This window comes from Roseovarius litorisediminis, assembly GCF_900172295.1.
GTDB lineage: Bacteria > Pseudomonadota > Alphaproteobacteria > Rhodobacterales > Rhodobacteraceae > Roseovarius > Roseovarius litorisediminis.
The window spans coordinates 139,610-164,022 of record NZ_FWFL01000004.1; the positions used below are offsets into that span (position 1 = coordinate 139,610).

Below are 24,413 nucleotides of genomic sequence, written 5' to 3' on the forward strand. Positions count from 1 at the left end.
CATGTTTCCGATCCGCGACCATAACCCTTCGGGGCGCACGCCCTATGTGAACTATGCGCTAATGGCCGCCAACATACTGGTTTTCCTCAGTTACTGGCCGCTTTTCAGCGATCCCCGGGCGCTGAATCTGTTCTTTTACCAATGGGCCATGATCCCGGCACTGGTGACGCAGGACGGGGCTTATTCCAGCCTCATGACCTCGATGTTCATGCACGGTGGCCCGATGCACCTGGCGGGCAACATGCTGTTCCTTTGGATTTTCGGTGACAACATGGAGGACGAGATGGGCCACCTCGGCTATCTTGGCTTCTACCTGGCCGCTGGCATCGGCGCAGGCCTGGCCCAAGTGCTGTCAGCGCCATATAGCCAGATACCCACCGTGGGGGCCTCGGGCGCAATTGCCGGGGTGATGGGGGGGTATTTGCTGCTCTTTCCAAAGGCACGGGTGGATGTGCTGCTGATCTTTGTGATCTTCTTCAAAATCATTTCCATCCCGGCCTGGATCATGCTGGGTGTCTGGTTTGCCATCCAGCTTTTCAGTAGCTTTGGCGCTGATCCGACCACCGGCGGCGTGGCCTACTGGGCGCATGCGGGCGGCTTTATCGTTGGGATAATCCTGACACTGCCCCTGTTCCTGCGCCACGGCGGGCCAAAATTCTGGGGTCGCACCGATGGCCGTCCGCCCCATCCAGAGGCGAAATACACCTACCAGCGCAGTCATATACCAAGGGTAAGAAAACGCCGATGACACCGATGAAAGCAACCTGCCATTGCGGCGCCGTGGAATTACGCGTCACGCTTGTTGACGAGGGCCTGGCAACGGCCCGCCGCTGCGATTGTTCGTTCTGTCGTCGGCGCGGGGCTGCAGCTGTTACAGCTCCCCTTGGTGGGGTCGAGGTTGTCAAAGGTTCGGACAAGCTTGCGATTTATCAATGGGGCACGAAAACGGCGAAACATTACTTCTGCTCGGTCTGTGGCATCTACACCCATCACCAGCGCCGCTCAAACCCAAATGAGTTTGGCGTGAACCTCGGTGCACTCGAAGACATCAATCCGCGCGACCTGGGCGATATTGGCTGGGTCGATGGTGTCAACCACCCCTCAGACAGATAAGAACAAGAACCGCCACCACCGACAGTTATTCAATTCATGTAACAGGCAGCGCACCTGCCATGCCGCCTTATGAACCGACAACGGACGCCATCTGCATTCAAGTTACTTGGCGCCTTTCAAGTTTCATGCCTGATGAAGGCATCGAACTTACCTGAAAAACAATCCTGAATTGTTTTCGATCTTCGCTCCAATAACAAATTCCTGCCCTTTACCAACGCCCAACGCATGCATCCCGCAGGGTCATTATAAAACGTCTGAAAGTCGCCCAACCGCGCAGAAACCCCTGTGCAGGCAGGCTTTTGGGGACTGCTTCAGTCGCGCAACTCATTTGATCCCATTTACGTCCCGTAGAAGCCCCGGAAGTGCCCTGAATTGACCTCATTTAGAATCAATAAACTTTTAACTAATGCACACGCCACAACTCCAGGGGGCCAATCATCTGCGCAAAGCCGTTTAATTTCCGAGGGTAAGACGACCCTCGCGATTCAGCACTGATGACCAGAAGCCAGCTTTAGCCACCGCGTACCAGGAAGCCGTAAACATGAAACCACCCAAACCCGTAAAGAGCCCTGGCCTCAATGGTCAAAATACAGGGATTCTGAACAACCCAAATTTTCCTGGTTCCGGCAAAAAAGGCCCGGCAGGGGCAAAAGGTGTGCCGACCGGTCTGCCTGCTGCCGAAGATACCGCTGCAGCAGTTGATCTGTCGGATGTCAAATTTAACAAGATCGCCAAGAAAAAAGATTTTGTAACCGTGGTTCTCGAGGCCAGTTCGGGCACTTTTGACGCGACAGGTAATGGCGATGTAACAGTGACCGGCTCGGGCACGGATACGCTGATTTTGTTTGGTGAACGTTCTGATATCGAGGATTTTTTCGAAAATACGGCAGCCGTGACATACACCGGAGCACAGGATGTTTTTGGCATCAATGCCGCAACCCTGACGCTGACCACCGTTGTCAAAGGGGTTTCTACGACGCTTGGCACGTTGCAGGTGGACATCACCGACACACCTGACAATCTGACTGGCACGCCGGGCGATGACTCGCTGACGGGTGATGCCGGAATCAATACAATTCTGGGCCTGGCAGGGAACGACTATCTTTACGGCCGGGGCGGAAATGACTCCATCGTTGGCGACAGCGGTAATGACACGATCAACGGCGGTGCCGGCGCGGACACCCTGGAAGGCGGAGACGGCCTGGACGTATTGCAATACGAAGGGTCATCAAACGGTGTTGTCGTTGATCTGGATCTGTTTGGTACCGGCGCGCAAGTGGCCTTTGGTGGCGATGCTACAGGAGACGTCATTTCAGGGTTCGAGCATGTTTATGGCTCGGACTTTGGTGATGTGATTCTTGGCGATGGCAACCGGAACATTCTTTTCGGCTATGGCGGTGACGATGTTATCGATGCTGGCGACGGCGATGACGTGGTTAGGGGCGGCGCAGGCGGCGATGTTCTTATCGGCGGTGCCGGGCTGGACTGGCTGCGCTATCTGGGGTCCGAAGCCGGCGTAACGGTTGATCTGAATTTAGATGGCGCAGGATTTCATCAGGTGTCAGGTGGGGATGCGACCGGCGACATCGCTTCTGGTTTTGAAAATGTGCAGGGCTCAGACTTTGGTGATGTGATCACCGGCGACGGCACTGCAAACTATCTGGTCGGCTTTGACGGGGACGATTCCATTGATGGTGCTGGCGGTAATGACACCGTCATTGGCGGCGCTGGTGCCGACACCCTGGAAGGCGGCGACGGTATCGACCTTCTGCTCTATAGCGACTCCTCATCTGGCGTTACAGTTGATCTGACCGGCGCCAGCACAGGTTTGGGCGGTGACGCCGAAGGTGACCTTGTTTCAGGTTTTGAGAACGTGAACGGTTCTGACTTTGGTGATGTGATCATTGGTGATGCCGAACGGAATACCATTCTAGGGCTTGACGGCGACGATTCCATCAATGGCGGCGCCAACAATGACACGATCCGCGGCGGCACAGGCGCCGACACACTCGAAGGTGGCGACGGGACGGATCTGCTGCATTATCTCGGCTCTACATCTGGTGTCACAATTGATCTCAATGCGGATGTCTCAGGGTTTCAGCAGGCCTCGGGCGGCGAAGCCACTGGTGACGTCATTTCGGGTTTCGAGCATGTGTATGCCTCGAACTTTGATGATACGTTGACCGGAGACGGCGCGCGGAACATCCTGTACAGCTATGATGGTAACGACACGCTGGATGGCGGTGACGGAAACGACGTTCTGCGCGGCGGGGCTGGTGCCGATACGTTCATCTTCAAAACAGCACTCGGCACAGGCAACGTGGATCGCATCGTCGATTTCAGTGTAGGCAGCGATACGATCCAATTGGACAGCGTTGTCTTTACCGGTTTGACGGCGGGCGCCCTTGACGCAACGCAATTCCACGTCAATGCGACCGGGCTTGCTGAAGATGCCGCGCAGCGGATCATCTACGACAGCGCGACCGGTAGCCTGTATTTTGACAGCGATGGCAACGGTGTGACGGACGGTATTGCTTTTGCCACCCTCACCACCGGGCTGGCCATCGACGAAAACGATTTTTTCATCGTTTAAACGAACTGGCCCGGGACAGGACCAGAGCGGCCGCCGTCAAAAAAACCAGTCACTGGAATTGGCGGGGGCGCCGTGCGCCAACCGAACAGAGCGCGCCTCGCACTTCTTATCTGGTACCTCGGGCTAAAGGCGTGACGGTTTGCGTATCGTCCCGGACCTCATTCTTTGGGCGAACCTCGGCCAGAGTTGCGAAATACTCAGGTCTTCGCAGCGCGGAACGTCGTGGCAGCCGCAAAGCAGGTAAGGCAGATGATCATTACCAGCAAAAGCGTACCCGGTTTTCTTGGATAAATCGGGGTTTGCGCCGTGCGCGGCGGGACCACCACCTGAAAAAGGCTTCGGCTCAGCGCGGCTTCGCGTCCTGCTTCGGCCTGCGCTTCGATCGCTGTCTTGACGGCTTCGCGGGCCAGGTCAACTTCAAGACTGGCCAGTTCATATTCCATCAGCAGATTATTCAGTGATGTGGCCGAGGGGCCGTTTGGCGCAACCAGCTTGCTTCTCTCTTGTTTGATCTGGTCCCTTATGTGGGCCTCAAGTGCGACAAGCTTGCTTGTCTGAGGGCTATCGCCAATGCCCGCGATCTCGGCTTTCTGGACTTCGTTATCCAATCGCTGGGCCTCATCCTCCAGTTCTTTGATCCGGGCGTAAATGCTTTCAACCCGGTTTCTTGGATCAACCTCCTGGTATTTGAACTGCAAGTCGACAAGCGAAGCCTGCGCGTCAGCGACCTGCGTTTCAGCAGCAGCGCGTACTTCGGCTGCGTGTGATTGGCGTTTGTCGAACAATTGTTGCCCTAAGGTCGAAACCTGTATCTCGGCATTGCGCAGGACCGACTCGGAAACGGAAATCGCCTGTGCGTTGCTTGGCGCGCGCACATAAAGCGTCAACAGCCCGCTTTGGATATCTATTGAAGACTCAACAAAGCGATCAAACTGCATGCTTTTGCTCAACGACAAAAATGGAATTGTACGCAACCGCTGGATCGGATCAATCGCATCGCTGCTAAGTTCGCTGACAAGCGCCAGCTCGGCCTCCAGTGAATCCATCAACGCCTGGCTGTTGATGTAGGAATGCGCCCGAAACACCTCGGGCAAGTTTGATGGTTTTTCCAGACTGCCCAGCAAACCCGAACGTGAACCTGTCCCCGCATCCGAGGATTTTGTGATCGCAATGACAGATTGTGCTTCATAAAGCGGGGTCGCGATTACAAACAGGTAAAACATCACCAGGATCATGGGGCCAACAACCATGGCAAAGAATAGTTGCCAGTTTCCAAGTTTGCTGAACCATCCAGAGATTGACGTGGCATTGATGCGCCCTTGTGAGGCGCCCTTTCGCGACGATGACAAAAGGGTCAGCGCCGCGTCTTTGCGATCCTCTTTGGCCGTTTCAGCCGCTTGAATTCTTTCAGCCTCTCTTTGCAGAAGCCGCGCAGCCTTGTCCGCCTCCGCGATGCGCGCACGCTCAGCCCTCCAGGCTTTGATCCGCTCTTCTTCCGAAGCGTTAGAATTAGGCATGCTCTGACCTCATTTGCTCCTGGGCCGAAAGATGCGCCGACAATTCCAGCGCTTCCTGCGCAACCTCAAGATCGTCGCACTGTACCAACCGTTGGTTAATCAGGACAAGAAAACGATCACAATACGCCTTCAATTGTCGCGCATTGCGTGACAAAAACACCAGACCTCCCTGTTCCAGCCTTTCAGCAAGTATTTCATCGCACCGCTCGCGGTCGCGTGGCTCGCCGATCGTAATCACCTCATCAGCGATCCACATCGCAGGGCCTGGAACAGATAAAGCGCAGGCATATCCCAGCATCGCGCGTTGCGTTGGTGGCAGATCTTTCATGGTCTTGCGGCTGAGATTTGGAATGCTGCAAAAATCGTCGCAAAAATCAATCACCGTTCTGGGCGCCACACCGACCAGTCTTGCAAATAAACTGAGATTTTCGGCGACGCCAAGCTCGGGATGCAGAAACCCGGCAAAGCCAATCGGCCAGCTGACCCTGGCCTCCCGGCGGATGGTGCCACGATCAGGGTGTTCAATACCGGCAAGCAGACGCGCGATCGAAGACTTGCCGCTTCCCGGTGTGGCGAGAATACCGACGCGTTCACCCATGCGGAAGACCTCAGTTGCCTCCAGCAGAATGGGGTCGCGGGTCATCACCCCCGGCTTCAGAAGGGTGACATTTTCCAGCGCAATCATAGCCGGCCCCGCATTAAACGCCGGTTGTGAGCGAAACGCTCAAGCGGAATGGAGGCAAGATAAAACATCGCCGCAATCGCAAGCGGATACCAGACCGTTGCCACGGGAGATTTAAAGCCTAAAAAATAGGACTCGCGGATAATCTCGGTGACATGAAGGAATGGGCTATACCATAAAATATCCTGAACCGCGCCAGGCAGTTCGGCGGCCGTGTAAAAGATGCCCGACAGCCAGAACAACGGCCTGAGGATCAAAGGGACTGCGCGTGCAAATGTGTCGCTAAGCAAGCCGGCAGTTGCCACAAACCGGCCGATCCCGCAGCCCAGCAACCATGACAAACCAAGACCAAAAAGAACGCCGGGCATCGAAGCCGGAAGTGGGCTGCCGAATGCCACGGTAACCATGCCGAAGATCAACACTGACGTCATCAATACATTGAAGCTTTCCAACAGCATGGACGCCGACAGGATATCGTTGGGTGAAACCGAGGAAAAATACCGCATGTAACGGTTGGCCGAAAGTGTGCGGCTTAACGAGGTCACTGTCTGCCGGAAAAACAGATATGGTAACACGCCCGTTGCAATAAAAACTTCTGCACCGACGTAAATTGGCGGAGTCCGCTCAAGCACCCAGAAAAGGGCAAAGACCAGTGCAATCCAGGCGCTTGGGATGATAAACGCCCAGAGGTAGCCCAACATCCCGCCCGAAAAACGGGTTTTGCGTTCCCGCTCCAGTAACACCATGATCCGGGCCATTGTACCGGGTGGCGAGATATGTTGCGCCGCCGCCATCATCTAGACCTGGTAATACTCGCGATACCATTCGACGAACCGGCTGATCCCCTCTTTCACCGACGTATTGGGGCGATATCCGGTCAATGCCTCAAGCAAATCGGTATTGGCCCAGGTACCGGGCACGTCGCCTTTTTGCATTTCCATCATGTTTTTCTTGATCCCTTGGCCAAGGGCATTTTCAATCTCGGCGATGAAGGTCATCAGCGGGACGGATTTGCCGTTTCCGATGTTGATCGTGCGGAATGGGGCGACCGGGCTCAGGCTGTCACCGGGAATGGCGGCGGCACCAGCATCGGGCCGCGCGGGAGCCGCATCAATCAGCAACCGGATCGCGTGCACAAGATCATCCACGTAGGTAAAATCACGGGCCATTTCGCCATGATTATAGACGTCAATCGCCTCACCGGCGAGGGCCGCGCGCACAAATTTGAAAAGTGCAAGATCAGGCCGTCCATAGGGGCCATAGACCGTAAAGAACCGGAACATGGTCGTGGGAATGTGCCACAGGTGCGCATAGGAATGCGCCATCGCCTCATTCGCTTTTTTTGTTGCCGCATAAAGCGTCAGCGGCAGCTCGGTCTTCTGGGTTTCTTCAAACGGCATCTGGGTGTTGCCACCATAAACCGAAGATGTCGACGCCATCAGCAGATGGTCCACGCCTGTTTCGCGGGCGGCTTCCATCAGGTTGAAAGTGCCCGTCACATTGGTCTCGACATAAGCCCGCGGGTTTTCAAGGCTGTAGCGTACACCGGCCTGCGCGGCGAGGTGAACGATAACATCGGGATTTGTTTCGGCCACAAGCCGCGACAGAAGTTCGTTATTTTCCAGCATGCCGATATGCGCCGTGAAATTCGGATTGCGCTCCAGCATTTCATGACGCTTCTTCTTAAGCGTCACATCGTAGTAATCGGTCAGGCCGTCAAACCCGACAACTTTAAAACCCTCGTCCAACAGGTGTTTGGCAAGGTGGAATCCAATAAACCCGGCAGTTCCGGTGACAAAGACAGTTTTCATTTAAGCACCCGGATTTACGGAATTAAAAAGTTCGGTTGTGCGGCAAAGGATGGTCCCGACCGAAAATCGCTCGCCCGAGTCCGCCAGTGCTGCGGCACCCAGCCTTGCCAGTTCATCCTCGTCTGACAGCAAGGTTTCCAGCCGATTGTCAAGCTCTTGCAAGGGCAATTCATCCGCTGCAGACAGAATAACCCCTGTCACACCGTTGCTCACAACCTCATCCGTGCCGCCAGCCGGGGTTGCCAGAACGGGCGTTCCGGCCAACTGCGCCTCGATCAGGACATTGGGCAGCCCTTCCATCTGGGCAAGGTGCATCAGCAGATCAGCCCGGTGCATATAGAAACCCACATTACTGCGTATGCCGGCAAGGAAGATTCGATCAGTCAGGTCCAGGCTTTCGATCAGCGCTTTGCAATCCGGGTGCAGCACACCATTGCCTAGCATGACAAACCGCGCGTCATCGTGCTTTTCAAGATATCGCGCCGCCGCTTCGATCCACTGTACCGGACGTTTGTTGTTGTCGAAACGAAACACCCCCAGAACGGTTTTGCAGCAGGGTTCGGATGCGGCAAGAACATCGCTCCAGAAATCCTGATCTGTCTCGTCGCCATCCGGCAGAACACCGGGAATAGCATTCGGAATCACCACGACCTCTCCGGCGTCCAGCGACAACCACTCTTCATAGGCGGCCGCGGTTTTTTCGCTGTTGGCAGTAAAAGTAACATTCGGCAGACGCGCCAGCGCGGCATAAAGCACAGGCAGTTCGTCACGAAAGAAATTTGGCCTCAGATTGGGCGGCAGGCCACGGAATGATGTCACGATCCGCGGCACCCCCGCGAGCACCGCCGCGATCGCCGACTGAACGATCCCACCATCTTGCCAAAGATAAGCAACGTCGGTCTGATGCTCTTTGAACATCTTGTACAGCTGGCAGGTATGGCGACGCACATCCGGCGCCAGCAATTCAAGCAGTTCTTTCACCTCATCCGACAGATCCTGCAGATCGGCGATAGGGACATCTTCCTCTTCCGCCAAAACGCGGGTGGCAACACCTGCTTCTTTCAGCAACGGGCGGTAAAAATCCGCACCTGTGGCGGCTGTGGCGTGTTTCACCCACACCTGAGGCGCCACGCCAAGCGTTTCGCCCTCGTCGTGAAGTTTCTGGTAAGCGCAGGCGATACGGGTCATTTGCCGCTCGGCGCCGCCGGTGCCCAGTTGCCCGGTAAAGAACACCACACGCTCCGTTGATGTCAGGTTTCGCGGCGGTGTCGCCCGTGCGACGATATCGTCGATGACATCCACGGCATCTGTGCGATCATGCTTACGCATTATGTCAGCATTCCGCTGCACCGCGCCCAATAGTTCCTGCGAGGCCTTGCCCATCCGGTCGCGACCGTGGACATGAAGTGCAACACGTGCTGCATCAATGAAGCGGGACTGTTCATTCAGGATCTTGATATAAGCCATCCGGATCGGACGTTCTTTGGAGTGTAATACCAAAATCGTCGCCATTATTCTATCGATTTCGGTCCAGGCCTTGAGCTCGGCCAAACCAAGGATGGCCTTGTTGGCCTGTTTCAGACTGTGCCAGCTGCCCGGGAACAGCTCGTGAATATGGGCAATGCCGACATCCGTGTTGTGATCCCGGCGATACCAGCGCATCAGCATGCGCAACGCCGTCAGATCGTCAGGGTACAGATGTTGCAGATCATCCCAAAGCGTCCGCATGCCTTCTTCGACGCGCTGTTTTTCCAGCAACAGGCCACAGGCAATCGCAAGCGTCTGATCGGCACGATAATCCCTCAGCACCGGTTGCAGCCTTTCATAGATCAGCTTGGCCTTGTCGGGACAATCGACCTTTCGGCTCAACTCATAGATTTCATCCGAAAACCCATCCGGTAAAACCGCTGCGTCCGACGCAAAATTGAGTTGTTGAGAGATCAGTTTCATCGCTTACGCTCGGGCCAAATGGCATTGCAGTACCGCTTCGGCTTCGGATTTCAACTTCTCGGTTTCAAGGCATGTCAGGTCAATGACCTTATGGGCAAACTCAGTGGCTTTTGCGGCATCCTTGGCCTTGGTCGCGGCCCGCATCAACAGCACCCATACATTAAGCGTCTCCGGCAACGCCGCTGCGGCCGATTGCCCCAATTCCAGGGCGGCCCCGTATTCACCAAGCCCGTACCTCAGTCTGGCGCGCCACAGATCAAGTTCCGGCATGTCCGAATTCAACGCATCCGCCTCGAGGGTAAGCGCGTCAAGTGCATCGATATCGCCGGCCTTACCGGCGGCGCGAATACGAAGGGCCAGGTCATGACGTGTATCGCGCGCCGCGTTGCGCGCACCGGCATGGCGTGGGTCTGCATGCAAAACCGCATTGAGACCCTGAATGCGACCGATGGGTTCGGCTGCGGCCAGCGCGTTTTCAACCCATTGGTCCAGAAGGCTGACAAGTCCGGCGTCCGTTATCCGGTCTATTCCTTGCAGATCCCGCCAGAAGGCCAGCGCTTCGGCCCCCAGACCAATCCCATGATGAACCGCCAGATACGAGGCTATTTCTGCGACGTCCTCTACAGTAGAGGACTTTGTAATCGCTGCGGTAAAAGAGGTTCCGTTCAACTGCAGCAGGCGCAGCCTCTCGGGCAGCTCCAGGTGTTCCAGAACCGAGGCAAACTGTTCGGGCTTGAGATCTGCCAAAACGTTGATTTCTTCGTTGATCGCCAACGCCGCAAGCCCGCTTCCGGCGCGTGTCAGTTTCAGGTTCCTGCAGACCGCCGCCAGAAAAAACTCAAAAGCGTTATCTGTGTCTCTGGCTCCTTTGGCCTGCAGCCCGACGCGTATAAGGGTGCTTGCCTGTATTGATTTGAGACCTCCGCGGGCCTGTGACGCCAGATCAAGCGCCGTCTCAAAAAGCCCAAGCGCACCAGCCGCCAAAATCAGATCATTTCTTTCAGCCTCATCCAAATCCTGCCCTGCTTCAGCCAGCGTTTTTTCAATGAAACGCTTTTGTGCCTCGTCCCGGCGCTGCATGGTGTCGTCCAACAGCGGAGTGACGCAGTCAGTCACCGGCGAAATCATGGCCAAGCGGGCACTGGCGTCAGCATATCGACCATCACGGCAAGCTGCCTCGATTTGTGGCTTCAGTTGCTGCTCAACAGCATCATTTGGACCGGCCTGAACCGCTTTGTCGGTTTTTGGCGCAATGACCTGGCGCATCCAGTCGTCCATCACCGCGTCGCTAAAGGCCCTGGTGAAATGCGCAAGGCCCGTGCTTTCATCTTCAATCGCGGCTGACTGGCCGAACTCTTCCATCAAATCAGTGGGGTTGTAGAATTTACATCCAGCCCGGCGAACCTCTTCGCCGACCAGCTTGATGAAATCTGAACGCGATCCGATCGTACGCCCGTCCGGTTTGCGAGCATCAATGTGCGACACAAACAAGATATCCGGCAGGTTACGTTTCAGCCTTTTGATATTGCGCCGCAGACTTCTGCGCGTGACAAATTTCAGTCGTATCCTTCCAAGTGTGGCCGCCTGTGCCCTTTGCTGTTCTGTATCAGCCCAATGCCGGTCCAGAAAATTAAGCATCGCACCTTCATCGCCGGCTTCTGCACAGGTCCAGAACTCTTGCGCGCGCCCTGCATCGGAAAAGAAGTCTGCATAGACCGAATTCAGATAATTCAGCTGTATGCACACACCATCAATGGTCACTTCCTTGGCGGACGCAAGCTCAACCACATAAAGATCAGACATCGTGTGCTCCGACGCCGAAATGGTGCTCAGATCATGCGAACGTGAAACAAGGGGCCAGATATCACCGGGGATTGTCAGATCACCCCGCATGAAGCGGGCCATTTGAACCGCTTCAGCCGGCGAGTGGCAATACCCATAGCACCGCCCCTGATTTAGCTGAATGCCATAGTTCGACTGCCCATGGCGCAGTGGCCCTGTGATGCGACAAGATCCGATCGGCGTAACTTTGAACATTTCTGCGAGCCCCTTTCGCATCTTCTGGTCAAAGCGACCAATACGTCAGCGCCCTGGCCTTTTTAGAGTTGCGGAAGGCGCCTCTTACATCGACCAGAATTCCATCATCGCGAATTTTGTCGAGAAATCGAGAATCGTAGATAAATTTCTCGTGCGGTGTGGCCAAAATCATCACATCCAGATCAGACATGTCCTCGGCGCTGCACAGTTTGACACCCAGAGGTCTGACAATATCCGGGCTGCAGTGTGGGTCATGCACCAGTGGATCAATGCCATACCCGCGCAGCGCCTCGATCAGTTCCAAAGCCTTTGAATTGCGCACATCCGGCACATTCTCTTTAAAGGTGATGCCGCAGACACCAACGCGCAGATCACGCACTGCGCTGCCTTTTTCGATCATCAGCCGCAATGCGGCGTCCGCGATATGGCGGACCATTCCATCATTGGTGCGACGACCCGCCATGATGACCTGCGGGTTATGACCCACCTTTTCAGCAAGCGAGGCAAGATAGTAAGGATCAACGCCAATACAGTGCCCACCAACCAATCCGGGGGTGAAGGGCAGGAAGTTCCATTTTGTGGCGGCCGCTTCGATCACTTCGTTCGTGCTGATACCAATCTTGTCGCAGATCAGTGACATTTCGTTCATCAAAGCGATGTTGACGTCACGCTGCGTATTCTCAAGAACTTTGGCGGCTTCTGCCACCTTGATGTTCGGCGCGGCATGAACACCGGCTTCAATCACAAGATCGTAAACCGCGATGACCCGATTCAGGGTATCCGGCGTATCGCCCGACACGACTTTCACCACGTTTTCAACCGTGTTGATCTTGTCGCCGGGGTTGATACGCTCTGGGCTATAGCCCAAACCAAAATCCCTGCCGGCCTTGAGACCTGAAAATTCTTCAAGAATCGGCGCACAAAAATCTTCGGTAACACCCGGGTAAACGGTGGACTCAAAAACAACCACGTCACCCTTATCAAGGTTTGGACCGATCATTTCACACGCCGAGCGCAACGGAGAAAGATCGGGCTGGCGCGCATCGTTGATTGGCGTGGGAACCGTGACAATGTAAAAAGACGCCTCGGCAATTTCCGCCAGATTATTGCTGACACGCAGCCCGCTTCTTTTCAGGGCGAATTCGTTGATCTCATTTGTCGCGTCGTGGCCTCGTTGGATCTCACCGACACGCCGGTCTGAGATGTCGAAACCAGCGACTTTTTTGAATTTTTCGGAAAGACATACAGCAAGCGGAAGACCGACATACCCCAACCCGACGACGGCGATATTCTCAAACGTGGCTTTGGTCGGTGTGTTGTCCAGCACCAGACGGATCGAGCGTTCGACCTCGCTGACGTGTGTCAAATCGCTGAGTGCGGTATTCAGAATTACATTCACGGCCCTGTCCCATTCACAATTGCTAGTGATGAACCAAGCTTAAAGGCCAATTATGGCTCAAATTTGCAGAAAAATTGATCCATTCCAATTATTGACATTACCTGAGATAATTTATCTAAATATCTGTAAACAAATATAAAAAAGTATTTAAAACTTCTGATTGCATTGCAAATTCAAAGCTGCGGGCCAGATTTTTCCTTATTTCGCAACACAGAATGGACGCCGCCAGCCTAAAGGCGTCCAGACCCGCAGCCATAATCCCCAACCCACTGAAAAACAGGACTCTTATGGTGTTTGGGTATCTTACGCGCAGGGCCAAGCCTCAGAATGTGACGGTCGGCCCGCGGCGTTAAAACGGTTTCTCAGGTGGCACGGACGGTTTTGGAGAACTTGTCGAAAATCGCCTCGTTGGCGCAAATCACTTCGCCGTCTTCCAGAATATCGCCATTTGGGTCAAGTGGCTGGATCAGCCCGCCTGCCTCTCGCACAATGATAATGCCTGCGGCCATATCCCACGGGTTTAGTCGACGCTCCCAGAAACCATCGTAGCGCCCTGCGGCCACATAGGCCATGTCCAGCGCCGCCGAGCCCCAACGCCGCACCCCGGCACAGGTCGGTAGCAATTGTGCCAGATCCTGCAATGTGTCGGGCAGATCGGCACGCCCGCCAAAAGGCAGCCCGGTGGCAAAGATCGACTCGATCATTTTGCTACGCCCTGACACCCGCAGACGGCTTTCGTTCATCCACGCACCCTCGCCTTTTTCGGCAAAAAACGCTTCGTCCTTGGTCGGGTCATAAATCACGCCCGCGACAATCTGGCCCTTATGCTCAAGCGCAATCGAAACGGCCCAATGCGGCAACCCGTGAAGGAAATTGGTGGTCCCATCCAACGGGTCCACGATCCAGCGGCGCGTTGGGTCTTTGCCCTCTTCACCGCCGCCCTCTTCAGCCAGCCAGCCATAGGTCGGGCGCGCATTCATCAACTCGGATTTGATGATCTGTTCGGCGGCGATATCAGCGCGACTGACAAAATCCCCCGCCCCCTTCATCGACACCTGCAGATTCTCGACTTCGCGGAAATCCTTGGCCAGTGCCCGCCCCGCCTTGCGCGCGGCCTTGATCATGACGTTTAGATTTGCACTGCCCGGCATCCGACTTCGCTCCAATTGTTCAGGCCGCGCGTATACGCCCCCCGGCCCCGTCATACAAGGGGCCGCATATCGCCAGCTGCGCTGCGCCCTCGATCTGACGAAATTCAGCGTTTCTTCTTGCTTAAATTATCACCGCCAGAGGCCCTTGCAGCTGGTTCACCCCCGTTGCAACCGCACCGGTATCTCGCGCGCCAGTTTAATCAGATGCGCCATATAGGGCTTGTCAGCCTCATCCTCGCGGATGGCCGCATATAGCCGTTTGGTCAGACCTTTTTCGGTCAGGGGCCGGGTGACATAGTCGCTGCTGGTTTTCACTTCGCGCACCACCCAGTCAGGCAGCACAGCCACTCCGCGGTTCGAGGCCACCAGCAGCAGGATCACCGCTGTCAGTTCCACCCGCCGCGTGGCCTTGGGCTCAACCTTGGCCGGGGTCAGCAGTTCAGTGAACACATCCAGACGCGACCGATCCACCGGGTAGGTAATCAATGTTTCATCGCGCAGATCCTCGGCAACGATGTAGTCCTTCTGCGCCAGCGGGTGCTGACTGGAGGCGACAAAAACCGGCTCGTAGTCAAAAAGCGGTTTGAATATCACGCCGGGCAGATCCTCGGGGTCAGACGACACAACCAGATCCACCTCTTCCTTCTGTAACGCAGGCAATGCGTCAAAGGCCAGTCCGGGGCGAATATCCACATCCACTTCTCCCCAGGCCTTTCGAAACTGTTCCAGCACCGGAAACAGCCATTCGAAACAGGCGTGGCATTCAATCGCGATATGCATCCGCCCGGCACTGCCTGCACGCAGGCCACTGAATTCGGCCTCCAATGCTTCGATCTCGGGCAACACGTTTTCTGCCACCCGCAACAGCCGGTGCCCGGCCGCCGACAGTTTCAGCGGCTTGGACCGCCGCACAAACAACTCGACACCGGCCTGATCCTCCAGCCCCTTGATCTGATGACTCAGCGCCGACTGGGTGATGTGCAGCAGGTCAGCCGCTTTTGCCAACCCGCCGGCCTGATGGATCGCCCGTATCGTTCTGAGATGCCGGAACTCGATATGCATATATTAACACGCCTCATCTTAATCGTGAATATTATGAAGTTGTCTCACAATGCTGCGCCTGCAACAAGAGGACAACAGCAAGATTTTCAAGGATTGCGCAAATGATCACGCCCAACGTTTCGTTCGAATTCTTCCCGCCCAAGTCACTTGAGGCCTCGTTCCGCCTTTGGGATACGGTCAACACGCTGGCCCCGCTAGAGCCCCGGTTCGTTTCGGTCACCTATGGCGCCGGCGGCACAACCCGCAGCCTGACACGCGATGCCGTTGGCACCCTGCACAACGCCTCGGGCCTGAACGTGGCCGCGCATCTGACCTGCATTGATGCCTCGCGTCAGGAAACGCTGGCCATCGCTGATGAATTCGCCGCCGCAGGCGTAAGCGAGATTGTCGCCCTGCGCGGCGACCCGCCCAAAGGGGCTGCCAATTTTGAGCCCCACCCCGAGGGTTTCGCTGACAGTTGTGAACTGATTTCAGCGCTGGCGGACACCGGCAAATTCACCATTCGTGTCGGCGCCTACCCTGAAAAACACCCCGAGGCTACCAATCAGGCTGCCGATATCGACTGGCTGAAGCGCAAGATCGACGCTGGCGCGTCCGAGGCGATCACCCAGTTTTTCTTTGAGGCCGACACGTTTTTCCGTTTCCGCGATGCCTGCGTCAAGGCCGGGATCGACGCGCCAATCATTCCCGGCGTTCTGCCGATCGAAAATTGGCAAGGCGCCCGGAAATTTGCCCTGGCCTGCGGCGCCAACGTGCCCGCATGGCTGGATGATCTGTTTGGCAAGGCGATCCGCGACAATCGCCATGATCTTCTGGCGACGGCACTGGCAACCGAACTGTGCAGCGACCTGATAGAGGGTGGCGTGAAAGACCTGCATTTCTACACTCTGAACCGCCCTGACCTGACCCGCGATGTCTGCCACGCCCTTGGCGTGACGCCCAAGGTGGAACTGCGCGACGTCGCGTAAGGATTGCCGCCGGGCCACCACCGCGCCTACCCTTGCTCCAGCTACACAGGGGAGGGCGCGATGGTGCAAAACATAGCAAAAACACTGGATGACCTGCCGGATCAGGCAGATCTTCTATCGCGCTCGGGTCTGGAATTCATGCAAGACGTGATCAACGGGCGGCTTTCCGGGCCGCCTATCGGCGCGACCCTGGGGTTCTGGCCGGTTCTGGCTGAGGACGGCCGCGTCGTTTTTGAAGGCACACCGGAATTCAATACAACCAACCCGATGCGCGGCGTGCACGGCGGCTGGTACGGGGCCATCCTCGATAGCTGCATGGCCTGCGCGGTAATGACCAAAGTCCCCCGCGGCTCGTATTACACAACGCTGGAATTCAAGATAAACATCACCCGCGCCATTCCATTGGGCACCAAGGTGCGCGCCATCGGAACGGTCCAGCACGCCGGTCGTTCAACCGGTGTCGCCATGGGCGAAGTGCGCGGTCTTGACGATGACCGTCTTTATGCCACAGGCTCAACCACCTGTATCATCATGCAGGCCAGCAAGGGCCGCTAGGCGGGTATGGCTGCTTTGCGGACTGAAGCCGCCGTTCAGAAATAAATGAGAGCGACTTGTAGCCGCTCTCAGTGATCGCTTCGGTAATGAGATTGCTTCGCTCACTTTATCAAAGGCCCATGCAACGCGTTGTACCAGTCAACTTCGCACTCCATAATACCCGCTTCACGCTGTTCAACTTTCTTCATCTTTGTCGGGTCAAATCGTGGGGCAAACAAAGAACTGAAGCGTGCTTTGATCTTTTCACGGATGGTCGTTGAACGATTGGTGAATGGAAATGTAGGTTCGAATTGTGATGTAAACTCAAGCGTATCTGAGTGTTTCATAGTGTTCTCCAGTGTTGACTACATTAGAAAAATTGCACCCCAACACTAAAATCACAAACGCCGTTTCTTGACATTATGTGTTCCAAAAAGTCACAATAGGTCATGCCGAGAAACTTACCGCCCTTAAATCCCCTTCGTGCTTTTGAAGCCGCTGGAAGGTTGGGTAGCTTTACCAGAGCGGCTGATGAGCTGAACGTGTCACACTCTGCAATTTCCCGTCACATACGCGGACTGGAAAAACGGCTAAATGTGCATCTTTTCCGGACACAAAAATCTGGTGTTGCTCTAACTGAACCGGGGCAAGCCTATTTGGCCCAAATTACGCCTGCGCTTGACCAAATTGCCAATGCGACCGAAGCGTTGATCGCTGAACCCAAAGGTGTCGTCACAATGACCACAGAGAGTGCAGTGGCGCAAAAATGGCTGGTGCCACGGCTTCCGCGATTAAAGGCTGCGCATCCGGACATAGACTTGCGCCTTTCGATTACGACTGATGTCATGGACATCCAAGCGCATGATTTTGACTTAGGTTTAAGATATCTGCGCACTGATCCACCCGATGGGTATGACCTATTGTTCCCATCTCTTGTCGGGGCTTTTGCTGCACCGAACTTTATTTCGAAAACCGGCTCTAAGATTGACCTTACAGCGCTGGCTTCTGGCCCTCTGATCGAAGAGGCGACCTTTCGCCTGTGGCCGAAATGGTTTCACAAATCTGGTATGACAGAGGTTCCGGCTCTGAAACTACCACATCCATTGGGGGCTCTGCTGTCAATCCAGTCGGCAGTTGCGGGACTTGGTGCGGTTCTAATGGACAAGCACCTCTGTCAAACTGAATTCGAAACTGGAGCCCTAGTACGCCTTAATGATGTAGAAATCCGTTTCGGAGGATACTATCTTGCGACCAACCAACGCGCAGGTCGACGCCGAGCCGTCCGTGCCGTCCGAAAGTGGCTGCAGCAAGAGGCGCATCCCGATGCTGCAGTGGGTTTTGGATAATTACGCGCAATTTTCAACAAATGAATGGATACTTTGGTGTGTCCGCATTGGGCTCAAACCTTCCACCAGCGCCTAGCCCCGCACCACCTGCCCGGCCTTCTCCAACAGAATATCTCGCCCCTGCACAGACTCGTGTAATCGCTCAGTCGGGCCTTGCCCCACCTTCCGGGCCTTTCGGATCACGAATATCTTGGCCCAGCCCCGCCATGTTCCCACCGACGGCGCATCTCGATCCAACGCAAACCGCCCGCGCCAGCCCTCTGGCAGTGTCAGACCACAGATCTCAGCCCGGTCCAGCATCCACACCAGTGGAATATTTGCCAATGGTCGCGCTGCGTCAAATCCGCCTAATTGCCCGCCAACGTCCCCGTGGCTACCGCGAAACCAGACCTGTTCCACCACGCCGTCATACCCGTCCGAGCACTCCCAAAGAACCGGTGCAAACATCTCGCGGGTTTCGTCCAGCGCCAGCGCATGATAGCCATGCCGGATCGCCCGGCCCAGACGGTGGCTGTGAAACGCATGAGCCTCCTCGCTCCAGCGCCACAAAAACGGCAGGCGCAGGCCCAGCGCCTTGACCGTATCCCACACGCCGACCATCTCGATCGATACATCCTTGTGGCAATAGGCGCGCATGAATTCTTCAGCTGCCGGGCTACCCGGGCTGGACTGATAGTGGCGATATGCGGTCTGGATATTGCGTTCCGTTGCATGTCTGTCCTGCAATAAACCCACCCGGTCGATTACCCCCGCCAATGAGCGCACCGCGTAGGCCCCGCGCGAATAGCCCATTAGGAAAATCCTGTCCCCGGGGCGATAGCGGCTGGCCAGATAGCCATAGGCGCGGCGGATCTGCCGGTTGATCCCGCGCCCCATCATCACGTGGTGGGTCGAACGCCAGTCATACCATTGCAACCCCGCCTCGTAATAAACCGACAGATCGGTGCCGCAGACCTCGGACAGCAGTTTATAGGTGAGCCCGGCGTTGCTTTCGCATCCGGGTTCCAGCGACGACATCGTACCATCAAGGATCAGAACATGCGTAACCTGCCCGCGCCGGTGGGCAAAACTGCTTTGCTGCTTGCGCAGCCCTGGCCGCAGAAGGCCATAAAGCTGTTTGGTCCACTTACGCCAAGGCATCATTCACCATTTTCCATACCCGGTGCGGCGTAAAAGGCATATCCGCCTGCCGCACTCCAACATCCCATAACGCATCTGCCACCGCATTCGCCGTTGCCGCCATCGAACCGACAGTGCCCGCCTCGCCACAGCCCTTCATGCCCATGATATTCGCGGTCGACGGTACCGCTTCAGTTGCGAATTTGAACATCGGCACATCTGCAGCCCTTGGCATGGCGTAATCCATGAAACTTGCAGTCAAAAGCTGACCGTCCTCGTCATAAACCACATGCTCGCACAACGCCTGACCAATCCCCTGAACGACCCCGCCATGCACCTGGCCTTCAACCAGCATCGGGTTGATAAGATTACCGAAATCATCCACCACCGTATAGCGCTCCACGCTGACATGGCCGGTTTCAGGGTCCACCTCTACCTCGGCTACATGGGCACCGTTGGGATAGGACCGCCCCGGCAAGGTGGCCGTTTCCTCGTGGGTCAACAGATCGCTGCGACCATCGGCGCGCGCCATCTCCGCAGCCTCCAGAAAGGTTGGCGTCATGTTTGACCCCGGTGCGCGGAAGGTTTCGTCGTCAAATGAAACTTCGTCCGCTTCAACCCCCATCTTTTTTGCAAGATAGGGGATGAACACCTCGATCATCCGGGCCACCGTGGCCAGCGTCGCATTATTCTGGGTTGTAACCGAACGTGACCCGCCTGTGCCGCCGCCATTGGCAATCAGGTCGCTATCCCCCTGAATCACATGGATCAGATCGGCGGGAATACCGGTCTGATCCGACAGAAACGCAGCATAAACCGTTTCGTGGCCCTGACCGTTACTTTGTGTGCCCACATAGATCGACACCGTGCCATCCTCGTTAAACTCAACCTTCGCCGTTTCCGAAGGATTACCCAGAATACTTTCAATATAGTAACACAAGCCCATTCCACGCAAACGCCCGCGCGCAGCACTCTCGGCCTTGCGCACGGCAAAGCCTACGCGATCGGCCTCACTCTCGGCCCGGCTCAGCACGCGGTCAAACTCGCCCACGTCATAGGTTTCGCCGGTGGCCGAGACATAGGGAAACTGATCCGGGGCGATAAAATTACGTCTGTGCAGCTCAAACGTATCCACGCCCAACTCCCGTGCGGCGCGGTCCAAAATCCGTTCCAGTGCATAATTCGCTTCGGGCCGGCCCGCGCCGCGATAGGCGTCCACCTGTGTGGTGTTGGTATAGAATCCTTCAACATGCAGATAGGTGGCCTGCACATCATAGGTTCCCATCAGAACCTTGGCAAAAAGGTCGGTCTGAATACCTTGCCCCATAAAGCTGTTATAGGCCCCAAGTTCGCATTTTGTATCAACCCGGTAGGCAGTGATCCTAAGATTTTGGTCGAAACCGAGTGTCAGCTCGTGTTCCAGCGCACGGCCAGAATTGTCGCTCATCATCGCTTCGCCGCGTTCCGACATCCAGCGCACCGGTCGGTTCAGCACCCGAGCAGCATGGGCAGCCAGAAAAGTTTCCGGATAATCAAACGCTTTCATGCCAAAACCACCGCCCACATCAGGGTTGGTCACGCGGATCCTTTCGGGCGCCAGCCCCAGCACCCGCGCCAGATTACGCTTGGCGCCCCACACTCCCTGCCCGTTGACCGAAACGTGCAAACGGTCGCCTTCGGGTTCAGCGAAACAGCCGCGCGGCTCCATCGAATTGGCGATAATCCGGTTATCCTCAACATGCAGGCGCACCACATGGGCGGCCTTTTCAATCGCGGCTTCGACAGCGGCCTCATCCCCCAGCCCCCAGTCAAATGCGCGGTTGTCGGGCGCTTCGGGATGGAGCGTCTCGCCCCCCGGCGCCAGTGCCATTTTGGCTGGCAGATCATCATAGTCAAACCCGATCAACTCTGCCGCATCACGTGCCTGCTGCAGCGTCTCAGCCACAATAAACGCAATCGGTTCGCCAACGAACCGCACGCGCCCTTCGGCCAGCAGCGGCCGGCGCGGGGCGGCTGCTTTGGATCCGTCGCGGTTGGTGATTATATTTGCCAAAAGCCCCTCGGAAATTCCGGCCCTGGCCAGATCATCTGCGCCCAGCACCAGATGCACCCCAGGGGCGACACGCGCGTCATCCAGAACCAACCCTGTAATTTCGGCATGGGCAACCGAGGACCGAAATACGTAGGCATGCAACGCCCCCTCGGGGGCGACGTCATCAACATACCGCCCCTGCCCGGTTAGAAACCGAACATCCTCAACCCGTTTAACCGGTTGGCTTTTACCGAACTTTTCCATGATGTGCCCCTGACGCATTCTTCAACAGGGAACCTAAGCACGACTGCGCCGGTGTCCAGAGGCAAAGCAGTTAAAGCGCGGCCACCGTCACCGGGTCGCTTAATCCGTACCCATTGAAGCCTGTGCTCAGGCTGCGTGAGTAAGCCCCCATGCCGTCAAAGAAAACATAGTCGCCCTCGGCCATGTCCCCCGGCAGCGGTAACGGATCCGGCAAGCGGTCGATACTGTCACAGGTCGGGCCATAGACTACCCGCGCCTTGGGTGCATCCTTACGCCACGTCCCGTCGGGGCCCATCGCCCGCACCCGATCGGTGCAGCCGATATCGCGCGCCTCGGTCAGACCACCGTAAATTCCATCATTCAGAAACACTGCACCGCTATCGCGCAACGCTTTCACGCGGGTGACCAGCGTAAAGGCATCCGCCACCATGGCGCGCCCGGGTTCGCACACCAGTTCAGGTGCGTGCGCGCCGAAACAGCTATTCACCTCTCTTCGTATGTGGCTGAAAATCTTTTCCAGATCAGGCGCAGCCCCCCACCGATGCGCGGCAAATCCGCCGCCTACATTCAGCCTTGCCAGCCGGACACCTGCCTTGCGCGCTACGTCCGCCACAACCTTGATATAGGCGCCCCAGGCCGCCGGATCGGCACATTGCGTCCCCGGATGAAACGTCATCGACGGGATGAAACCGTGCGCGACAACCTTTTGCAGCAAGACCACAGCACGATCAGGCCCAACGCCAAATTTCTCGCCAAAATCATAAGCGGCCCCGCTGACCGGCAAAGCCAGCCGCACCGTCATTTCCGACCCTGGCGCCACACCCGCCAGTTTGTCCAGTTCCCGCTCGCAATCCACTGAAAAGGATCGCACGCCAAGGGCGACCGCCACGGCAATCTCTTCGTTCGAGCGTACCGGGTTATTGTAGTGCAGAACCGCGTCGGCACAGACCGCACGCACCGCATACATCTCGCGCGGGCTGGCCACATCAAAGGCGCGCAGGCCCGCAGTGACCAGATTGGCCAGAACCTCTTCGCCCATGTTGGCCTTGACCGCGTAGGTCACCAACCCGTCAAACCCGCGCTGAAACCGTTTGGCCGTGGCCTGCAAGGTCGCGGGTGCAAAATACAACATCGCCGTATCCGGCTGGTGCCGCAGGATATGTGCCCGTGGGTCAGGCCAGTTGGGAAAATCGCGCATCTGCAGTGCCTCTTTGGTATTTCTTTTCAGTATCCCCCGGAAAGACGTCGATTCTGCGCGGCACTTCTTATATAGTGACTATAAATTACGTCATATCGCAGGCTATATAATGCAAACCGACGAAACTGACCGCTCTCTTCTGGCACTGTTGTCCGAAAATGCCCGTTTTCCGGTGGCCACGATGGCCCGCAAACTGGGGCTTGCGCGCACCACAGTGCAGGCCCGTCTTGATCGGCTGGAAACTTCGGGCGTGATCCAGGGGTATTGCGTGCGCCTGCACGATACCGCCCGCGCGCCGTTGCGTGCCACCGTGCTGGTCAGTATCGAACCACGCAGCGGCCCTACTGTTCTGGCGCGGCTCAAATCCCTGCCCGAGGTGCGCCGCGTCCACACCACCTCGGGGCGGTTCGATCTGATCGTCACGCTTGAGGCGGACACGACCGAGGCACTGGATGACACGTTGGACCGTATCGGCGAGGCCAAGGGTGTCAGAGGATCAGAAAGCCTGATCCACCTGACAACCAAACTGGATCGCGGACGTTAAACCGCTGCAGTTGTACCGCGCACGACACAAGCCAGATCACAGCAAAAGCGAAAGATGTTCTCATCTCCTTCGGTGATGATCTGGGCAAACCGTTCGCCGGCGATCTGTCCGATGCTTTGCGCCGGAATACGGATGGTGGTCAGGCCTGGCTCAATATCCTCGGACCCTTTGAAATCCCCGATTCCGATGATCGACAGGTCGTCGGGCACCCGCAAGCCCAGATTTTGCGCCGCAAACAGCGCCCCATGCGCGATCACGTCATTGCCGCATAACAACGCACCGGGCCGCGTCTCCGATCCCAGCAAATCCAGCGCCGCCAGCTTGGCCTGCGCAATGCTGTAAGGCGCTTCGGAACGCCAGGTTTCACGCACATTCACGCCCTGTTTGCGCAATGCCGCCAACGCCCCGTTCAATCGCCCGGCAGCCCGGTCGTTGCCAGCGACAGAGGGAAAAATCAGACCGATTTCGCGATGCCCCAACTCCAGCAGATGTTCGGCCGCCAGACGCCCGGCCTGAATATTATTTGCCCCGACACAGGACATGGCCGAGTCTTCGTCGTGGTTCCAGATCGCAATCGCAGGTATGCCCTGTTGCTCGATCAGTTGAAAACTGGCCTCCGAATGCTCTAAGCCGATCAGTGCAATGCCATCGACGCGATGCTCCAGCAACTTGCGCATCATCGCATGCTCGCGCTCCAGATCGTACCCATGCGACGCAATTAGCAAGGTAAACCCTGCCGCATCCACCGCATCCGAGAACGATTGAATCACTTCGGCAAAAATCGCGTGATCAATCGTCGGCACAATCAGCCCGATCGTGGCGCTGCGCCGACCGTGCATCACCTGTGCCGTCCGGTTGCGGATATACCCCAGCCGTTCGACCGCGCGGGTGATTTTTTTCCGAGTCGCCGGATTAACCAGTTCGGGATGATTAAAGGTGCGTGACACCGTCGAAGGTGACACGTTCGCAGCCTTTGCAACCGCTATTATATCCGCTTTTCTCTTATTTTTATCAGTCACTTAAGGTTCATTTTCCAAGGATTTTATGAAAACATTTGCAATACTATTTTCATAACTTACCCTGACTGTCAAAT

At 56.4% G+C, this 24,413-nt stretch carries 21 protein-coding genes; 7 read left to right on the plus strand and 14 right to left on the minus strand.

Going from position 1 to position 24,413, the window contains the following annotated elements; genetic code table 11:
• Position 1: 1 nt before the first annotated feature.
• From PEL8287_RS09150 to PEL8287_RS09160, 3 genes are all read left to right on the plus strand, one after another.
• Complete coding sequence (locus PEL8287_RS09150) at positions 2 to 748, plus strand: rhomboid family intramembrane serine protease (RefSeq protein WP_085892088.1); 747 nt, start codon at positions 2 to 4, stop codon at positions 746 to 748.
• Positions 749 to 753: 5 nt separating this feature from the next.
• The gene (locus tag PEL8287_RS09155) at positions 754 to 1,113 is read left to right on the plus strand and encodes a GFA family protein (protein ID WP_085892315.1); all 360 of its coding nucleotides are present in this window, start codon (positions 754 to 756) and stop codon (positions 1,111 to 1,113) included.
• A 541-nt stretch (positions 1,114 to 1,654) separates the two neighbouring features.
• On the plus strand, positions 1,655 to 3,706 hold the full coding sequence (locus tag PEL8287_RS09160) for a calcium-binding protein (protein ID WP_085892089.1): 2,052 nt from the start codon (positions 1,655 to 1,657) through the stop codon (positions 3,704 to 3,706).
• Between the two features lie 197 nt (positions 3,707 to 3,903).
• On the opposite strand, the gene PEL8287_RS09165 is transcribed toward PEL8287_RS09160, so the two are convergent.
• The 9 genes from PEL8287_RS09165 to PEL8287_RS09205 form a co-directional block, all read right to left on the minus strand.
• Entirely contained in the window at positions 3,904 to 5,223 is a 1,320-nt protein-coding gene (locus PEL8287_RS09165) for a KpsE/RkpR family capsule polysaccharide export protein (protein WP_085892090.1), read from the minus strand.
• On the minus strand, positions 5,216 to 5,908 hold the full coding sequence (locus PEL8287_RS09170) for an ATP-binding cassette domain-containing protein (protein ID WP_085892091.1): 693 nt from the start codon (positions 5,906 to 5,908) through the stop codon (positions 5,216 to 5,218). Before PEL8287_RS09170 ends, PEL8287_RS09165 begins: the two co-directional genes overlap by 8 nt.
• A complete protein-coding gene (locus PEL8287_RS09175; RefSeq protein WP_176228600.1) occupies positions 5,905 to 6,699 on the minus strand; it encodes an ABC transporter permease in 795 nt (264 codons plus the stop codon). The genes PEL8287_RS09170 and PEL8287_RS09175 overlap by 4 nt, the downstream gene beginning before the upstream one ends.
• 3 nt (positions 6,700 to 6,702) lie before the next feature.
• Entirely contained in the window at positions 6,703 to 7,716 is a 1,014-nt protein-coding gene (locus PEL8287_RS09180; RefSeq protein ID WP_085892093.1) for an SDR family NAD(P)-dependent oxidoreductase, read from the minus strand.
• Positions 7,717 to 9,666, minus strand: coding sequence for a glycosyltransferase (locus PEL8287_RS09185; RefSeq protein ID WP_085892094.1), 1,950 nt, complete (start codon positions 9,664 to 9,666; stop codon positions 7,717 to 7,719).
• A gap of 3 nt (positions 9,667 to 9,669) precedes the next feature.
• A complete protein-coding gene (locus PEL8287_RS09190; protein ID WP_139837751.1) occupies positions 9,670 to 11,703 on the minus strand; it encodes a hypothetical protein in 2,034 nt (677 codons plus the stop codon).
• A gap of 28 nt (positions 11,704 to 11,731) precedes the next feature.
• Positions 11,732 to 13,102, minus strand: coding sequence for a nucleotide sugar dehydrogenase (locus PEL8287_RS09195; protein ID WP_217807673.1), 1,371 nt, complete (start codon positions 13,100 to 13,102; stop codon positions 11,732 to 11,734).
• 362 nt (positions 13,103 to 13,464) lie between these two features.
• Entirely contained in the window at positions 13,465 to 14,253 is a 789-nt protein-coding gene (locus tag PEL8287_RS09200; protein WP_085892096.1) for an inositol monophosphatase family protein, read from the minus strand.
• 156 nt (positions 14,254 to 14,409) lie between these two features.
• Positions 14,410 to 15,315 carry a LysR family transcriptional regulator gene (locus PEL8287_RS09205; RefSeq protein WP_085892097.1) on the minus strand — a complete coding sequence of 302 codons (906 nt, stop codon included), beginning with the start codon at positions 15,313 to 15,315 and terminating at the stop codon, positions 14,410 to 14,412.
• 101 nt (positions 15,316 to 15,416) lie between these two features.
• Between PEL8287_RS09205 and metF the strand changes: the two genes are divergently transcribed.
• Positions 15,417 to 16,283 carry a methylenetetrahydrofolate reductase [NAD(P)H] gene (gene metF, locus PEL8287_RS09210; protein WP_085892098.1) on the plus strand — a complete coding sequence of 289 codons (867 nt, stop codon included), beginning with the start codon at positions 15,417 to 15,419 and terminating at the stop codon, positions 16,281 to 16,283.
• Between the two features lie 60 nt (positions 16,284 to 16,343).
• Positions 16,344 to 16,838, plus strand: a complete 495-nt coding sequence (locus tag PEL8287_RS09215) for a PaaI family thioesterase (protein ID WP_085892099.1) — start codon at positions 16,344 to 16,346, stop codon at positions 16,836 to 16,838.
• Positions 16,839 to 16,939: 101 nt separating this feature from the next.
• Here the strand turns inward: PEL8287_RS09215 and PEL8287_RS09220 are convergent, their stop codons facing one another.
• Positions 16,940 to 17,164, minus strand: a complete 225-nt coding sequence (locus PEL8287_RS09220; RefSeq protein WP_085892100.1) for a hypothetical protein — start codon at positions 17,162 to 17,164, stop codon at positions 16,940 to 16,942.
• Between the two features lie 102 nt (positions 17,165 to 17,266).
• Here PEL8287_RS09220 and PEL8287_RS09225 point away from each other — a divergent pair, with 102 nt between their 5' ends.
• Positions 17,267 to 18,163, plus strand: coding sequence for a LysR substrate-binding domain-containing protein (locus PEL8287_RS09225; RefSeq protein ID WP_085892101.1), 897 nt, complete (start codon positions 17,267 to 17,269; stop codon positions 18,161 to 18,163).
• A 72-nt stretch (positions 18,164 to 18,235) separates the two neighbouring features.
• Here PEL8287_RS09225 and PEL8287_RS09230 read toward each other — a convergent pair whose 3' ends face one another.
• The 3 genes from PEL8287_RS09230 to PEL8287_RS09240 form a co-directional block, all read right to left on the minus strand.
• Positions 18,236 to 19,303 (minus strand): T6SS phospholipase effector Tle1-like catalytic domain-containing protein, encoded by a 1,068-nt coding sequence (locus tag PEL8287_RS09230; RefSeq protein WP_085892318.1) that lies wholly within the window; start codon positions 19,301 to 19,303, stop codon positions 18,236 to 18,238.
• The gene (locus tag PEL8287_RS09235; RefSeq protein WP_085892317.1) at positions 19,290 to 21,578 is read right to left on the minus strand and encodes a xanthine dehydrogenase family protein molybdopterin-binding subunit; all 2,289 of its coding nucleotides are present in this window, start codon (positions 21,576 to 21,578) and stop codon (positions 19,290 to 19,292) included. Before PEL8287_RS09235 ends, PEL8287_RS09230 begins: the two co-directional genes overlap by 14 nt.
• A 70-nt stretch (positions 21,579 to 21,648) precedes the next feature.
• A complete protein-coding gene (locus PEL8287_RS09240; RefSeq protein WP_085892102.1) occupies positions 21,649 to 22,776 on the minus strand; it encodes a type III PLP-dependent enzyme in 1,128 nt (375 codons plus the stop codon).
• A gap of 109 nt (positions 22,777 to 22,885) precedes the next feature.
• Here PEL8287_RS09240 and PEL8287_RS09245 point away from each other — a divergent pair, with 109 nt between their 5' ends.
• Entirely contained in the window at positions 22,886 to 23,320 is a 435-nt protein-coding gene (locus tag PEL8287_RS09245; RefSeq protein ID WP_085892319.1) for an Lrp/AsnC family transcriptional regulator, read from the plus strand.
• Here PEL8287_RS09245 and PEL8287_RS09250 read toward each other — a convergent pair.
• Complete coding sequence (locus PEL8287_RS09250) at positions 23,317 to 24,339, minus strand: LacI family DNA-binding transcriptional regulator (protein ID WP_085892103.1); 1,023 nt, start codon at positions 24,337 to 24,339, stop codon at positions 23,317 to 23,319. The two genes, PEL8287_RS09245 and PEL8287_RS09250, sit on opposite strands and share 4 nt — an antisense overlap.
• Positions 24,340 to 24,413: the final 74 nt, after the last annotated feature.

Bases quoted from the DNA above. Each gene is read 5' to 3' on its own strand.
- PEL8287_RS09165 (WP_085892090.1), bottom strand. From the start codon at position 5,223: ATGCCTAATTCTAACGCTTCGGAAGAAGAGCGGATCAAAGCCTGGAGG.
- PEL8287_RS09185 (WP_085892094.1), bottom strand. From the start codon at position 9,666: ATGAAACTGATCTCTCAACAACTCAATTTTGCGTCGGACGCAGCGGTT.
- PEL8287_RS09190 (WP_139837751.1), bottom strand. From the start codon at position 11,703: ATGTTCAAAGTTACGCCGATCGGATCTTGTCGCATCACAGGGCCACTG.
- PEL8287_RS09180 (WP_085892093.1), bottom strand. From the start codon at position 7,716: ATGAAAACTGTCTTTGTCACCGGAACTGCCGGGTTTATTGGATTCCAC.
- PEL8287_RS09225 (WP_085892101.1), top strand. From the start codon at position 17,267: ATGCCGAGAAACTTACCGCCCTTAAATCCCCTTCGTGCTTTTGAAGCC.
- PEL8287_RS09160 (WP_085892089.1), top strand. From the start codon at position 1,655: ATGAAACCACCCAAACCCGTAAAGAGCCCTGGCCTCAATGGTCAAAAT.
- PEL8287_RS09245 (WP_085892319.1), top strand. From the start codon at position 22,886: ATGCAAACCGACGAAACTGACCGCTCTCTTCTGGCACTGTTGTCCGAA.
- PEL8287_RS09150 (WP_085892088.1), top strand. From the start codon at position 2: ATGTTTCCGATCCGCGACCATAACCCTTCGGGGCGCACGCCCTATGTG.
- PEL8287_RS09170 (WP_085892091.1), bottom strand. From the start codon at position 5,908: ATGATTGCGCTGGAAAATGTCACCCTTCTGAAGCCGGGGGTGATGACC.
- metF (WP_085892098.1), top strand. From the start codon at position 15,417: ATGATCACGCCCAACGTTTCGTTCGAATTCTTCCCGCCCAAGTCACTT.
- PEL8287_RS09230 (WP_085892318.1), bottom strand. From the start codon at position 19,303: ATGCCTTGGCGTAAGTGGACCAAACAGCTTTATGGCCTTCTGCGGCCA.
- PEL8287_RS09200 (WP_085892096.1), bottom strand. From the start codon at position 14,253: ATGCCGGGCAGTGCAAATCTAAACGTCATGATCAAGGCCGCGCGCAAG.
- PEL8287_RS09205 (WP_085892097.1), bottom strand. From the start codon at position 15,315: ATGCATATCGAGTTCCGGCATCTCAGAACGATACGGGCGATCCATCAG.
- PEL8287_RS09220 (WP_085892100.1), bottom strand. From the start codon at position 17,164: ATGAAACACTCAGATACGCTTGAGTTTACATCACAATTCGAACCTACA.
- PEL8287_RS09175 (WP_176228600.1), bottom strand. From the start codon at position 6,699: ATGGCGGCGGCGCAACATATCTCGCCACCCGGTACAATGGCCCGGATC.
- PEL8287_RS09235 (WP_085892317.1), bottom strand. From the start codon at position 21,578: ATGGAAAAGTTCGGTAAAAGCCAACCGGTTAAACGGGTTGAGGATGTT.
- PEL8287_RS09240 (WP_085892102.1), bottom strand. From the start codon at position 22,776: ATGCGCGATTTTCCCAACTGGCCTGACCCACGGGCACATATCCTGCGG.
- PEL8287_RS09155 (WP_085892315.1), top strand. From the start codon at position 754: ATGAAAGCAACCTGCCATTGCGGCGCCGTGGAATTACGCGTCACGCTT.
- PEL8287_RS09215 (WP_085892099.1), top strand. From the start codon at position 16,344: ATGGTGCAAAACATAGCAAAAACACTGGATGACCTGCCGGATCAGGCA.